Source organism: Flavobacterium psychrotrophum (genome assembly GCF_003403075.1).
Lineage (GTDB): Bacteria > Bacteroidota > Bacteroidia > Flavobacteriales > Flavobacteriaceae > Flavobacterium > Flavobacterium psychrotrophum.
The window spans coordinates 531,923-546,716 of record NZ_CP031557.1; the positions used below are offsets into that span (position 1 = coordinate 531,923).

At 41.0% G+C, this 14,794-nt stretch carries 12 protein-coding genes and 1 riboswitch; of the genes, 4 read left to right on the forward strand and 8 right to left on the reverse strand.

Features of this window, described 5'->3' with window-relative positions; all coding sequences use genetic code 11:
- Positions 1 to 14: 14 nt before the first annotated feature.
- Positions 15 to 1,706: a GH39 family glycosyl hydrolase gene (locus tag DYH63_RS02235; RefSeq protein WP_116787245.1), complete on the reverse strand. Its 1,692-nt coding sequence runs from the start codon at positions 1,704 to 1,706 to the stop codon at positions 15 to 17.
- Positions 1,707 to 1,920: 214 nt separating this feature from the next.
- Here DYH63_RS02235 and DYH63_RS02240 point away from each other — a divergent pair, with 214 nt between their 5' ends.
- Positions 1,921 to 4,986, forward strand: a complete 3,066-nt coding sequence (locus DYH63_RS02240) for a T9SS type B sorting domain-containing protein (protein ID WP_116787246.1) — start codon at positions 1,921 to 1,923, stop codon at positions 4,984 to 4,986.
- 83 nt (positions 4,987 to 5,069) lie between these two features.
- Here DYH63_RS02240 and DYH63_RS02245 read toward each other — a convergent pair whose 3' ends face one another.
- A complete protein-coding gene (locus DYH63_RS02245) occupies positions 5,070 to 5,432 on the reverse strand; it encodes a winged helix-turn-helix transcriptional regulator (RefSeq protein ID WP_240409051.1) in 363 nt (120 codons plus the stop codon).
- 135 nt (positions 5,433 to 5,567) lie between these two features.
- Between DYH63_RS02245 and DYH63_RS02250 the strand changes: the two genes are divergently transcribed.
- On the forward strand, positions 5,568 to 6,431 hold the full coding sequence (locus tag DYH63_RS02250; protein ID WP_116787247.1) for an SDR family oxidoreductase: 864 nt from the start codon (positions 5,568 to 5,570) through the stop codon (positions 6,429 to 6,431).
- Between the two features lie 187 nt (positions 6,432 to 6,618).
- Here DYH63_RS02250 and DYH63_RS02255 read toward each other — a convergent pair whose 3' ends face one another.
- On the reverse strand, positions 6,619 to 7,896 hold the full coding sequence (locus DYH63_RS02255) for a voltage-gated chloride channel family protein (RefSeq protein WP_205528274.1): 1,278 nt from the start codon (positions 7,894 to 7,896) through the stop codon (positions 6,619 to 6,621).
- Between the two features lie 41 nt (positions 7,897 to 7,937).
- A riboswitch (Fluoride riboswitch) is annotated at positions 7,938 to 8,000 on the reverse strand.
- A gap of 122 nt (positions 8,001 to 8,122) precedes the next feature.
- Between DYH63_RS02255 and DYH63_RS02260 the strand changes: the two genes are divergently transcribed.
- Entirely contained in the window at positions 8,123 to 9,322 is a 1,200-nt protein-coding gene (locus tag DYH63_RS02260; protein WP_162926896.1) for a PDDEXK-like family protein, read from the forward strand.
- A gap of 435 nt (positions 9,323 to 9,757) precedes the next feature.
- Here the strand turns inward: DYH63_RS02260 and DYH63_RS02265 are convergent, their stop codons facing one another.
- From DYH63_RS02265 to DYH63_RS02280, 3 genes are read right to left on the reverse strand one after another with little or no spacing between them, the layout of a single operon-like run.
- Entirely contained in the window at positions 9,758 to 10,525 is a 768-nt protein-coding gene (locus tag DYH63_RS02265; RefSeq protein ID WP_116787250.1) for a TIGR02757 family protein, read from the reverse strand.
- A gap of 57 nt (positions 10,526 to 10,582) precedes the next feature.
- Positions 10,583 to 12,238 (reverse strand): LIC_10190 family membrane protein, encoded by a 1,656-nt coding sequence (locus DYH63_RS02270; protein ID WP_162926897.1) that lies wholly within the window; start codon positions 12,236 to 12,238, stop codon positions 10,583 to 10,585.
- Positions 12,239 to 12,243: 5 nt separating this feature from the next.
- Positions 12,244 to 12,906 (reverse strand): ABC transporter ATP-binding protein, encoded by a 663-nt coding sequence (locus DYH63_RS02280; RefSeq protein ID WP_116787253.1) that lies wholly within the window; start codon positions 12,904 to 12,906, stop codon positions 12,244 to 12,246.
- 145 nt (positions 12,907 to 13,051) lie between these two features.
- On the opposite strand from DYH63_RS02280, the gene msrA reads away from it, so the two are divergent.
- Positions 13,052 to 13,711, forward strand: a complete 660-nt coding sequence (msrA, locus tag DYH63_RS02285) for a peptide-methionine (S)-S-oxide reductase MsrA (protein ID WP_116787254.1) — start codon at positions 13,052 to 13,054, stop codon at positions 13,709 to 13,711.
- Positions 13,712 to 13,903: 192 nt separating this feature from the next.
- On the opposite strand, the gene DYH63_RS02290 is transcribed toward msrA, so the two are convergent.
- Positions 13,904 to 14,215: a DUF6787 family protein gene (locus DYH63_RS02290; protein ID WP_116787255.1), complete on the reverse strand. Its 312-nt coding sequence runs from the start codon at positions 14,213 to 14,215 to the stop codon at positions 13,904 to 13,906.
- Between the two features lie 30 nt (positions 14,216 to 14,245).
- Positions 14,246 to 14,722 (reverse strand): DUF6146 family protein, encoded by a 477-nt coding sequence (locus DYH63_RS02295; protein WP_116787256.1) that lies wholly within the window; start codon positions 14,720 to 14,722, stop codon positions 14,246 to 14,248.
- Positions 14,723 to 14,794 lie beyond the last annotated feature (72 nt).

Here is a 14,794-nt window from a genome sequence, read left to right on the forward strand (position 1 = left end):
TGAAACAAATACAACTACTTCCACTCCAGTTTTACCAGTGCCACAGCCTGGCGCTGTAAAGGCAGGTTTACCAATAGCTTATTGCCCGATATAGTTACCTTTTCTGAGCTTACGCGTTTTAGCTGTCCTGCCGCTTCCAGTTGTGCTATTTGTGCTGTAGTAGGGTTTTGAGGCGAACCCATTTTTTTCCACACCTCATATGAGTTGCTGTTATCCTTATCAATAACATACAGGCTCATGGTTGCTTTTTTAGCAGGAATATTGTTTATGGTAATAGCCAACTCCGTGGCAGGTGCCGGCGCATCGGTATCGTGGTAGTTCCAGGCCATAATGGCAGCGGTTTTATCATCTTTATCAAAGCTGGCAAGTCCGCCAATATCTGCCTTGTCGCGAACGCTTTTAGCAAGTATGGTTTCCAGTGGGTACATATCGCTACCGGTTACGGCAATACGGCTGCCTTTCATCATTCCAAACATGCGGAACACGTTAAGCACCGGCTTATCTACACCATTAGTTGCCAGGTCGCGAAAACCATAAAACCACGGCTGGTTTTCAAACTCAAACGACCACGATACAGCCCCTAAAAAGTTAGCCTGCGTTTCATCTGCAAGTAAATATTTTCGGGCAAATGATGCTGCGGTATAGCTGCTGTACAGCGTTCCGTTACGGTAAGCGTTCTCGGGGTTAGTTGCCATGCCACAGGCCGCGCAACCTTCCGGGTCAGATTCCCCAATAATGAGTGGCAGGTTTTTAGTTTCAGGGTAGGACATCGCAATTTTAAAACCGGTATTAATGTCCTGCAACTGCGGACTCATATCCATTTGTACTACGCCATCTTTGCTTTTAGGCCATCCCTTGGCATGAAAGAGCAGCGCATCCAGCGGCGCACCTTTTTTGCCTGTGGCATAGTTGGTACCGCTTATGCAGTGTTTTATAAAGTCATTTACCCATTTTTGCGAACCCTCGGTTCGTGTACCTGCTATATTGTTGCCGCCTATTTTTGCAGTAGGCAATGCACGCTTTACACCATCGGCAGCATAGTCATACATTTTAAGGAATTCCTCTGGCGTGCCTTTCCAGTAATGGCCATTAGGTTCGTTCCATACTTCCCAGTACCAGCTTTCAACTTCTTTTTTGCCATAGCGGGCTACACAGTGCTTTACCCATTCGTAAACAAGGTTACGCCATTTATCATAATCTTTTGGCGGATAGGCCCATCCGGTAATAATATCAGTATACGGGTCGCCAGGTTTCCAGTAATGGCGGTACGGGTCAGGGTGTGTAGACAGCGCCTGTGGCATAAAGCCAATTTGCGCCAGCGGTTTCATGCCGCGTTTTATGTAAGTATCAAAAATACTATCGGTAATTGCCCAGTTATAAATAGGGTTGCCTTGGGCATCTTCGGTATAGGCGTTTGTAGAGCCCCATTTAAGGGCGGCCTCGCCATCGCCGGTAACCAGCAGGCTGTGCGTGCGCACATAAACAGGTACAGAACTTAGGGCGGCAATCTCGGTCAGTAGTTTTTTACCATCTTTCATGTAGGTATAGTTGGGTTCATCATACCCAAACCATGCCCAGACGGGATTCATTTTTCCGTTTGTTTTGTTGAGGTTTACTGTAAGTGTTGCCTTATCCTGTGCAAATAATGCATTCGAAATTAATAATGCTAAAATGCAAAGCCATTGTTTTTTAAGGTGATAAATCATGTTAGAGGTGGTTAAAATGAGGTTTAAACAAATTTGATAAAAATAATTGTATAATCAACACTTATTTATCCTGTTTTTTAAACTCCTGTTAATTACACATTTTTCAGTCATTGCATGCAACTGTAGCTTTACCTCACATTAGCTTTGTTTTACCTCAAATTTCAGTACTGTTTTAACATTTCAAATACATTCGCTTTACCTAAACATAGCCTGTATGCAACGCAAATGTCTTTTTATAGCCGCTTTTATTTATGGATTATTACCTGTCTACGCCCAGCTTTGTTCCGGCAGCCTTGGCGACCCTGTGGTAAAGATAGACTTTGGGTCGGGTACCGCCACGCATGGTGCGGCACTGGGTTCGAGTGTTACCAGTTATACCTATACCAATGCTGATTTTCCAAACGATGGCAGCTACACTATAGAAAGCAGGACAAATACTGCCGGAACCTGGTGGACTACAACAGACCATACCGGAGGCGGCTATATGATGGTGGTTAACGCGAGTACGTCTGTAACCGATTATTTCTATAAAAAAACGGTTACAGGCCTGTGCCCTGATACTACGTATGAATTTGCTGCATGGATAATGAACCTGTTGCGCAATCAGGATAACAGTACGCCAAACATAACCTTTACAATAGAGAAAGAAGATGGTACCATTTTAGAGTCGTATAATACGGGCAACATTCCGTTAGCAAGTAGTGCATTGTGGAAACAGTTTGGTTTTTTCTTTGTTACCCCTGCAGGTATTGATACGGTTGTTATCAGGATGCGGAACAATAAAGCCGGGGCAGCCCCGGGTAATGATATCGCATTAGATGATATTACCTTCCGTGCCTGTGGCCCTACGGTAACATCGGCGGTAGCTAATAACAGCGGAACCAGTATACAGGTATGCGAAGGGCAGGAGGGCAGCTATGTTTTGAATGGTGCCATAACTACATCTGGCGTTTATTCTAATCCGGCTTACCAGTGGCAGCTAAGTACTGATAGTGGTACTACATGGACAGATGTACCGGGCGCGACAGGCACTACTTACACGGCGCAGCCTGTAGGCGCAGGTATTTATATGTACCGGCTTTCTACTGCAGAAACGGCTAACATAGGTTCTGCTGCGTGCCGGGTAGCCAGTAATGTTATTACGGTTACAGTAGGCAATGCCCCCAATGCGCCTGTGGTAACCACAAGCCCTACCGAATGCGGTGCGCCCACAGGAATCATAACCATTACTTCGCCTGTGGGATATACATATAGCATTGATGGTATCAATTATGTGGCCTCCACCACGTTTTCTTCTTTGGCAGAAGCCAGTTACAACGTTACGGCAAAAGACAATGCAACAGGATGCGTATCGGCGGCTATAGTAGTATATGTAAGTGTAGGGAGTGGGGTGCCCAATGCTCCGGCAGTTACTGCTGCTGCACCTGCAACCTGTGCCACAGTAAACGGAAGCCTAACCGTAACCGATACGGCAGCGGGCTATAGTTTTGATAATGGAGTAACCTGGGGCACGACAAATACGGCATCATTACCACCCGGCAATTACTTGGTCAAGGTACAAAATGGCCAGGGTTGCGCTTCAGGTGCTACTGCGGTAACCATTCCCGCAGCTACAGGCTTTCCGCCTGTGCCTACTGTTACCATCATACAACCGGACTGTGTGACTACTACCGGAAACATTACCATTACCGACAGCCAGGCGCAATATAGTTTTAATAATGGTGCTACCTGGGGAACTGCCAACACTCTTAGTGGCGTGGCAGCGGGAACATATCTGGTGCTTACAAAGAATACGTTCGGATGCCTTTCAGGTCCTGCCACGGTAATAATAAACGCTTATGTTAACAACGAGCCTTTGCCTATGGCTAATGCTATACAATCGTTTTGTATTTATAATAACCCTACAATTGCAGATTTGGCAGTTACAGGCACTAATGTAAAATGGTATGATGCCGCAACAGGTGGGGTAGCATTAGCGGCTGCTACTGCCTTGCAGGATGGTGTAACGTATTATGCCACCCAAACGGTAAATATCTGCGAAAGCAACAAGGTAGCGGTAGCAGCTGCTGTGCTTAATACTGCCGCCCCAACAGGTAGTGCTGCCCAACAGTTTTGTACTACACAAAATCCTACTATTGCCCTGTTAGATGCTACAGGTACTAATATACAATGGTATTCAACTGCCTCGGGTGGAGTACCGTTAGCATCGAATATATCACTCTCAGATAGTACAACATATTATGCCACCCAAACTGTTAATGGATGCGAAAGCCAATTACGCTTTGCCGTTACAGTTACCATTATAGGACCATCGATACCTGTAAATAATGCAAGTGATTTTGTTTGTGATGCACTTAATGATGACACAGAGACGGTAGATCTTACTGCTTATACAAGCCAGTTAACGGCAGATGCGGGCAGTATATTTACCTATTATACCTCTGCAACGGCAGCAAATACTAAAGTCGTCACACAGCAAATCACGGTGCCAGAAAGTTATGTATTGCTATTGGGTACAAGTACTATTTATGTGCGTATAGAGTCATCTGATAAATGTTACCAGGTAGTAACGCTTACACTTACATTAGTAAACGTTCCGGTAGTGGCTATAGATGATACTGTAATTTTATGTGAGAACAGTGTGGTGGTGGTAAGCGCTGGCGGTGGTTTTGATAGTTATAACTGGTCTGACGGGCAAACAGCAGAAGCCGTTGTAATAGCGGCAGCGGGTAACTATTCGGTTACAGTTACGCAAAATCACGGAAGTACCGTTTGTACATCTGTAAAAGATTTTACGGTAGTACTTTCTAACCGCGCCACGATAAGCAGCATTGCAATAGGCGACTGGACTGAGAATGAAAATACAATAGAAGTTTTTGTATCGGGTATGGGTGATTATGAGTATTCGCTGGATAATACCATATGGCAGGATACAACTATTTTTACAGGCCTGGCACCGGGACACTATTTTGTGTATGTACGCGATAAAAACGAGTGTGGTACCATAAGCGATGATATTTACCTGCTGAATTACCCTAAATACTTTACCCCAAATGGCGACGGACAAAACGATGCCTGGCATGTAGAATTTGCCACGTATGAGCCGGGAATCATTACTGAAATATTTGACCGCTATGGCAAGCTTTTAAAGACCCTGCAATATCGCGAAAGTTGGGACGGTACCTTTAACGGGGCTAACTTACCTTCTACAGATTACTGGTTTGTGGTAAAACGCACCAGTGGTAAGGTGTATAATGGTCATTTTAGTATGATGAGGTAAAAGCAGTTGGCAGTATTCAGTGATCAGTATTCAGTTAACAGTTTGTAGCATCTGGACACTGATCACTGAATACTGACCACTGATTATCCCCCGATAACCGTTTTCCTGTGTAGTTTTCCCCAGTTTTCAAGGGCACACATTACATCGCCCAGCGTGCGGCTGTGGTCTGTCCATGAGTACTCTACCGTAGGAGGAAATGTATCATATACCGTGCGTTTAACAAGGTGGTTCATTTCCATGTCTTTAAGCTCTTTGCTCAGTACCTTATCTGTAATACCGCCTACTTCTTTTGCCAGTTCCTTAAAACGTTTTGGCCCGCTGCTCAGCGCGCCCAGTATGGGTAATTTCCACTTTCCGCTCAGGGTTTCCAGCGCATCTTTAATATGCAGTACAGCAGCCTTATGGCAGGCTACTTCCTGCATTAAGGGTATAACATTAGCTTCCATAAATCATCATTTTTACAATACTATCCTTTTGGGTATCGCTATCTAAAAGGATAGTACTATCTATTGTATAGCAAATGTACGTAAGTTTGTAATGTATTTAATGCACGACATTATAAATTTTAAAAAACGAGAAAAATGATATTAGTTACAGCCGCTACAGGCCAGCTGGGTACAGCTACCGTAAATTACCTTTTAGAAAAAATTCCGGCATCGCAAATTGCAGTACTTGCCAGGGATGCAGATAAAGCAAAAGATTTTGCAGATAAAGGCATAAGTGTACGCATAGGCAATTACCACGACTATGAGTCGCTTGTACCAGCTTTTAAGGGTGTGGAGAAATTGCTTCTTATTTCATCTAACGATTTTGAAGACCGCGCGGGTCAGCACATCAACGCTATTAAAGCAGCTAAAGAAGCCGGTGTTAAGCACATTGCATATACGAGTGTAGAAGCCACAGACCCACGTAATTCTGCTACGGGTGTTGTAGGTACAAGCCATGCTGATACCGATGATTTTCTTAAAGCTTCGGGTTTAACTTACACGCTGTTAAAAGATAACCTGTATGCCGATGTAATACCTATGTTTGTTGGCGATCAGGTACTTACTACAGGCGTTTTCTTCCCTGCCGGAGATGGTAAGGTACCGTTTGCAACACGCGAAGATATGGCACTTGCCGCTGCTGTGGTGCTTACTACAGAAGGGCATGAAAACAAAGAGTATGTTATAGCCAATGACGAAAGCTGGTCGTTTGCCGATGTTGCGCAATATATTTCTGAAGTTTCGGGTGTAGAAGTGACTTATACAAGCCCGGATGCTGAGGTGTACAAGAAAGTGCTTGAAGATGCTGGTGTACCGGATATTTATGTATGGATGCTTGGCGCATTTGCTAAGGCAATTAAAGACCACGAGTTTGAAACCGGTAAATCTGATCTTGAGCAACTGATAGGCAAAAAACCAACCACGCTTAAAGAGTATTTAGCTACGGTTTACGGTAAATAATTTATATTTAACCACATAGAAACATAGACTTGTCTCCCAGATAAGATTTCATAGAAATAAATTTTGCACATAGCTATGTGAAGCGGAGCTTCGGCTTATGTAAAACTTTATAATCTTTGAGGGAATAGTAGATATGTCTATGTGGTTAATTTTTCATTTAAAACCCCGAATCTTCTGGGGTTTTCTTTTATAAATCGTTCAATTTTTTGTTACTGAACTTTTCATAAAGCAATTGCTTTACACCACCCTGTATTTGCGAACTGTAAATACCTGTATGCCCCGAAAATAAATACGCTATCCCACAGGCGATGCCTAAATAAAGCGCTGCTTCAGCACCAAAAAGCTCAATGCCCATTAGAGTACACGCGATGGGTGTGTTTGTCGCTCCCGAAAATATTGCTACAAACCCCATGCCCGCCAGCAATGCCATAGGCAACGGAACGATTAAAAACAGCGCACTACCCAGTGTAGCCCCTACAAAGAACAAGGGGGTAACTTCACCACCCTTAAAACCGGCTCCCAGCGTAAAAGTAGTAAGGAGTAGTTTTACCAAAAAGGCGTAATATGGCTGCTGTACGCTAAACGAGTCTACTATAGTAGGCACGCCCAGCCCGATATATTTTGTAGTACCCATAGCCCAAACCGCTAAGGCAATTACTATTCCGCCAATAACAGGGCGCAGGGGAGGATAGGCGATATATTTTTTAAATTGGGCTGTAAAGAAGTGTACTGTTTTACTGAATAACAGGGCTGCAAGGCCAAATAACACACCGCAAAACAGTGTGTAGCCAAAGCCCGTAAAAGTAAAGTCAGGCACGCTTGCAATGCTGTAATGGGTGTGGGCCACATTCCATAATTTACAACTATAATCGGCAATGTAAGCAACAACAAGGCTGGGTACTATGGCTTGGTAACGCAGGCGCCCTATCATCATTATCTCTACAGCAAAAATGGCTCCTGCTAATGGTGTACCAAATACCGATGCAAACCCCGCGCTGATTCCCATTATTATAATGATCTTACGGTTGGCTTCGTTTAGTTTAAACCATTTTGTAAACTGGTCGGCAATGGCGCCGCCCATTTGCACGGCAGTGCCCTCGCGCCCAGCTGAACCTCCGAATAAATGGGTAACGAGCGTACCAAACAGCACCAGTGGCGCCATACGAAACGGAATTATTTGTTTAGGGGTATGTAATTCTTCTAACATCAGGTTGTTGCCCTTTACTACGCTTTCGCCGTAAAAATGATAAGTAACCCCAATAATCAGGCCGCCCAATGGCAGCAGAGCAATGATCCAAACGTGGCTTTCGCGGTAGTTGGTAACCCAGTTAAGCGATTCAAGAAAAAACGCAGATGCCGACCCAACTAAAAAACCTACGGGTATAGCAAGCAACAGCCATTTAGCCAATGATAACAGGTAGTTTGTAAAAGGGATTCCGGCAGTTTTTGATTTAAGGTCTTTCATTATGTCTGATTTTATAAAATACATCTACAGTGGCATAAGCCAGTTAAGTAGACGCCATCAGCTTTTTAAAGCGGTTCAGGGCAGACATCATTGCCGATTATTGATGTAAAGATAGTGAATAGTTAAATAGCACTGGACATCTAGACCAATATTATAAAAACTAGTATCATAAAAAGAAATTTTTGAGTTAATGTATTTTATATTTACAACTAAAATCTACCAACCAATGACAAACTTATTTGATGCAATATATAGCCTAAAAAAAGAGTATGATGAGAGGCGTGAAATGCATAATTTCAGTATAATTACCGCACTCCATCGAGAAAGGGATGAAACAAATCTACACTCAAGGTTTATTTCTTACCTGCTTTCTGCAACTTCAAATCATGGGTTGAAAAACACCTATGCCAAAATACTGTTCAAAGATATTTTAGGAGTTAGTGAATTTGATTTTTCAAATTATCAGGTCTTTCCAAATGAGCTTGATAAAAAAGAATATAAGTTCATTGATATTCTATTGGTCAATAAAAAGAAAAGCCAGGCCATTATCATTGAAAATAAAATTGATGCTAAGGATAGCAACAATGATACTAAAATAAATGGTTACAAAGGACAGTTAGAAAGATATTACAATACTATAAAGAAAGTTGCTGATAAAGATGGAGAGCCATGTAATGAGTATAAATGTGAAAATGTTTTAGTTTACTATTTGAGCAACGGAACTAAACCATCTGATATAAGTGTTGGTATACTGAAAGATATACCTTCCAGCTGGAAATCTGAAAATGTCATATCTTACGAAAACGAAGTTAGAGAGTGGTTAAAAAGGTGTATAGATGTAACATCAGAAACTAAACCAGTTCTAAGGGAACTTATTCAACATTATCTTGACCTAATTAATAAAATGACTCATAGCGACCTGCCAATAGCTGAAATACTGGAATTAAAAGATATAGTTTCAAACAATATTGCTCAAACAAGTTACTTGATAGAGAACTTTAAACACATTAAGTGGCACACTATACATCAATTCTGGGTGGAATTGGGTAAAAAATTACAAACAAAAGGCTTTCACAGTGTCAGTTATTATGTTGAATATGAAGTTACCCTTGAGGCTAATGGGGCTAAATTTAAAAATTGTATTACTCAAGTTACCCATGAGAAAAAGAGTATCAATTACGGCATTCATTTTGACTTTATAAGCGGTGAAAAAGCTTACATATCGGGGCTTGGCAGCTTAAGTTGGGGGATATTCGAACCTCAAAGGTGGGCAATTTTTGAAAATCCTGAGCTTGAAAATATAAATTTTTTAGAATTTTCTAGTGTAAACACATATCAATTAATTGATGAGCAAGATATGATTAGAGCAATTGAGTTGATAGTAGATGAAATTATTAAAAAGGATTTTAATATATTAAATCATTAACTAATGATTTTGTTTAAGTTTCATTACATAAAATTGTATTGTTGCTGTTGTCATGTCATAAAAAAAATAACCTTGTAAAGGTTTTACAAATAGTAGTACTTGTTATAGATGAATTAAAAGAAAAAAGCCCTCCGTAAAGATGGGCATAAACATAAAGTTTTAATATTTGTTTGACTCCCTAAGTATTAGGGAAATCAAAACTAAGGATACCATCTCCATAATTTAGATTTAAAGGTTAGACAATCAGTTGAAATGAAAAAACCACGGGTGCAACCGTGGTTTTTTTATTTTGTTAATATAGATATATCAATATTAACATTAAAATTTTCTTTTCAACAAAAATGTGGATAACTATTGGATAAAGGATTCAGAACAATCAATTAATGATAGTTAGGATTTTAAATATAAGCGGTATGTTAAATATGAGTTGAAAATTTATTTCCAATCTTCAAATACCCCTAACCCAAACAACGCAAAATCATATTTAACCGGATCGGTGGCATCCATAAGGCGAAGCTGTGTATCCAGTTCTGCAAGGGCTTTAGCATCGTTTTGCTTGCGGGTAAGTATGCCCAGTTTACGGGCTACGTTGCCGCTGTGCACATCAAGCGGGCAGGACAGCGCAGCAGGAGAAATAGTTTTCCATAAGCCAAGGTCAACCCCTGTACTGTCGTTGCGCACCATCCAGCGTAAGAACATATTAATACGCTTTGCGGCGCTTCCCGCTGTGGGGTCGCTTACGTGTTTATGGGTACGGCTTTGATGCGGTATTTCAAAAAACACTTTTTTAAATGCGGTAATGGCAGGCTGCAGGCTGTCGTTTTTCTGGTGCTTGGCAAATACACCCTCCAGACCGCCGTGGTTTTGATAGATGTGTTGCAGGGCAGTAATAAAGGTGCCAAAGTCGCCACCGTTAAACGTGCGATGCACAAAGTTTTCGAGCGTTTCTAAGTGATGGGGTTCGTGACTCATCACAAAATCATACGGACTGTCGCCCATAAGCGCCACCATTTTTTTAGCATTGTTTATAATCATCTTACGGTTACCCCAGGCAATGGTGGCTGCCAGGAAACCTGCGATTTCGGCATCTTCCTTTTGGGTAAAAAGGTGCGGAATCTGTATTGGGTCAGATGTTATAAAATCGGGTTTGTTGTACTGGTACACCTTTTCGTCAAGAAAAGCCTTAAGGTCGGTAGCGTTCATAGTCTCCTGCATGGTACAAAGATACTAAGTTGGTATAGTTATAAAAGTGCTGCGATATTATTTAACGCTCTGCGAATAGAATCCGTCTTTTAGGGTGTTGCCCCTAAGTTGTGGTACAATGCCAAAGTGGCTTTTGTAAAATTCTATCTGTCTTGGGTTGATACATGGCAACGGGCCATCGGCAGTACCATACATCAAAAAGTCTTTTTCGGTGTAGTAAAAGTTAAGATTACCCTTTTCTGCATGCAGGTATTTCATGTCCTTAAAGCGGGTGTTTTTTTCGGGCAGGTATAACTGACTCAGTGCGACATGCCCTGTAGATTTATGAAGCGAATTCCGGGATAGCGACGAAAGGCTAAGGCTAAAAAACGGAATGTATGCAGCCACACAACCCAGTATGAGCATAGGGCGGCTAATGTTATTGTTTTTAAAATAGCTTACCACCATTGCTATACAATAACACGCCAAAACCAGTACTTGCGGCAGGTAATACCTAAACTGTGGTGCAGTGCACAGTACTGCAATAAAGTTAATAAGCAGTGCAAAGTAAGCAGGGTACTGTGTACTTTTTTTTAAATACATAAACACTGGTGTAATTATAAATATCGCTACAGCAGCTTTATTTAGCATGCCGTCAAGCAGGGGCAGGCTTATCCAGTACTTTAATTTTTGGGGCAGGCTTATGTTACCGGGATCATACAGTTCTTTATAATAGCCATAATCTGATGTTATTTTTACTATAAAATTGTAAGCATCTGTATTAACAGCCCAATCTGTTGACATCTTAAAATAGTGCAATGGGTAAAGAGGATAACCCGATATAATAACATTTTTTGCTACCCAGAGTACAACAAGTGGTATTGCGCCTTTTAAAATAACAGCCCATGTCTTTTTTTGAAAAAGGTCTTTTATAAATAACAGCCCTAAAGGTAAGATCGTAATTTTTATGGTACACAAAAATGCAAATAGTAAAAATGCAATAGCTCTTTCGCCGGGGTTGTCTTTTTGTGTAGATAAAAGATAAATAAGTGTGGGTAAAAATATAAGCAAAGGGAAATCAGGCGAGGGGCTGTCTATAAACTGAAACAGCAATACAGAAAACAGGGTGTAATATTTTAGCCATCCTGCAAACGGATTTTTTTGGCTTTCAGAAAAATGGTAAAATATAATCCATATAAACACAAACCCATTGATGTCATTAATACGGTTTGTAATAAAACTAAAGTTAACACCTGCCTGTAATACATGCCATGCCGATGTTTGCGCAAAAAATATATGAAGGTTAGCCAGCCCTTTTACAAAGCCGTACTCGTTTAGCCATTTTATGGTTTGTATATAATAACTTTCGTTATCGACTATAAAAGGGGCACCGGCACTTTTTAAGAGCGAACCAAAGAGCAAAAATACCAGACAGATTTTTAAATATTTTGGCAGGGCTTTAAGATCTGTATTAAAAGCAGCGAGATATTCTTTATAGTCACCCCGATAGTAGTAAGCCGATGCCATGGCTATAAGTGTGGTTATGCCCAGGCAAATGCCATTTAAAGGCGCAAAAAAAGCGGTTATAGAAAACAAAACAGAACCCGAAATAAGCCCTAAAATAAGGGCGAAGGTAATATTTCTGGTTTCAATGCGTAAGGCTTTGGCCGTCAGGATACCTAATGGTATGAACAAAGCTGATAAAAATATCCAGTAAATAGCTATAATAAGCATACCTGTTATTTTAAAATGTTACCATCGCTCATTACCAGTTTACGGTCGGCCATGTTAGCAAGTTCTTCGTTATGGGTAACAATTACAAACGTTTGTCCCATTTCGTCGCGCAGCTGAAAGAACAACTTATGTAAATTTTCGGCCGATGCAGTATCAAGGTTACCCGATGGCTCATCGGCAAAAATAACAGCGGGATTATTTATAAGCGACCTTGCTACAGCTACGCGTTGCTGCTCACCACCCGAAAGTTCGCCCGGCTTGTGGTTTACCCTATGTGAAAGGCCCAGGTAGTCAAGGAGTTTTTTAGCTTCAGCTTCAGTCTCTGCTTTGCCTTTTCCTGCTATAAACGCAGGGATGCAAACATTTTCTAATGCGGTAAACTCCGGTAACAGCTGATGGAACTGGAATATAAAGCCCAGTTGCTGGTTCCTGAATTTAGATAATGCCTTGTCTTTCATTTGTAACACATCCTGCCCGTTTATTACAAGGCTGGCACCACTTTGCGAATCGGGCATATCCAGCGTACCCAGTATTTGCAGCAGCGTGGTTTTACCCGCGCCAGATGCGCCTACTATCGATACAATTTCGCCTTTGGCTATGTTGAGGTCTACGCCTTTTAAAACGTGAAGGTGCTCGTAATGTTTATGGATGTTTCCGGCGATTATCATTAAAATGGTTTTAAGCAAAGAAACAAACAAATTCAATTATAATAAATCTTTTTTGGCACAATATTTCGTATGTAGCTTTGCAGGGTTTAATAAGCAGGATAGTTTTAGAACCTTATAGTACATAATTTTACATCACAAACTATTTATGAAAAACATAGCAGTAATATTACTGGCAATATTCAGCATTTCCTGCCAGGGCAGCCCCAAAGGGCATGAGCGAAATGCAAACAAAATAGCAGACAAAGCAAATAAAAAGGTAGGCAATGCAAAAACAGAAACTGCCATTTTTGCGGGTGGTTGCTTTTGGTGTACCGAAGCGTTTTTTACTGATCTTAAAGGTGTAGAAAAAGTTGTATCGGGCTATATAGGCGGTATAAAAGCAAACCCAACTTACAGAGAAGTTTGCACCGGCGCTACCGGCCATGCCGAGGCCATTAAAATAACTTTCGACCCTGACGAGGTGGCTTATGAAGATTTGCTGGAGATATTTTTTGCTACACACGACCCTACGCAGCTAAACAGGCAGGGCGCCGATGTGGGCACACAATACCGCAGTGAGATATTTTATACCAGCGAAGCGCAAAAAGCCGCCGCAGAAAATTTTATCAAACTGCTTACCGACCAGAATATATATGCGAAGCCTATTGTAACCAACATTTCTAAAGCAAGTGTTTTTTATCCTGCCGAAGATTACCACCAGGATTATTATGCGCAAAACCCTTACCAGCCGTATTGTATGGCAGTTATTTCGCCAAAGCTGGATAAGCTTAAAAAGAACTATAAATCGAAACTGAAATCAGAGTAAAACGATTTTGTTTTACCATATAGCAACATAGTTTTTTCTGGCTCGAAAGAGTGTATAGAAAATAAACTTTACACATAGCCTATGACGGAAGCGGAGCTTCTTCTATATAGCCTAAATCCTGAGGGATTTTTAAGACGATGTTGCTATGTGGTAAAATGTTATTAAGGAAGCCCTGCGATAACACGGGGCGTTTTATTTCTCGTTGCGGAACAGGAAACCCAATCCGATGCTTTTAAGCATCTTTTTTTCGAAGGCCCAAAAAAACTTGATCTGCCCGGATATAAAACCAAAGAACAGTAGCAATACCTGGTAAGCAGGAAAAATGAGTATAATGTAAAGCGGATAATAAATCCAGGGAGATATGCTGTCTTTATTTAAGCCAATAGCGGCCAGTATAGGTTTTGAAATATAAGAAGAAGTAGAACCTGTAACAGCAAAAACTATAAATATAACTACCAGTTGATAGTTGTGCTTAATTCCCCAGCGATTTTTAAACTTTTCCATAAATGTGGCAATACCGCAAATATACCGTATTTAGTATTGCGGCACAACCCCGCCGAGCCTTTGATTGTTTGTTATTTGAAAATAAACCAAATAATTATACAACAGGTAATTTACCTCATAACCATAATTGATTTTAGGGTCGTAATCAATTCTCAGTTGGTACAGCTCTCCATATTGTAGGGGAGAGTTAGCTCTTACATTCCATTCGGTTACCCAAAACAGGTTCTTATTTCTAAGATAAGGTTCTCCATAATAACCGCGTGGCTTTGCCCTGCTGTAAAGCCATGAATTAAACCCGGCATCTATAATAATAACCTCATATTCAAGCGAGTCATTAGCAATGCGTACTGTATCACTTAAGTGCGCAGCTGCTATTTGGCTTTTGTTCTTTACCTGAACGGTGTCGTTTAATGCATCGGTTTTTGCTTTGGCAACATTGTTAGACCCGCAGGCAGATAATGCTATTATAGACACTATGGCTGTTGTAGTAATTAAAAATGCTCTCATAACTTTTAGTTTAAATTTGCAAAATAATAAAAGGTAACCCCTACAATAAGGATTACCTTTTACTATAAAAAG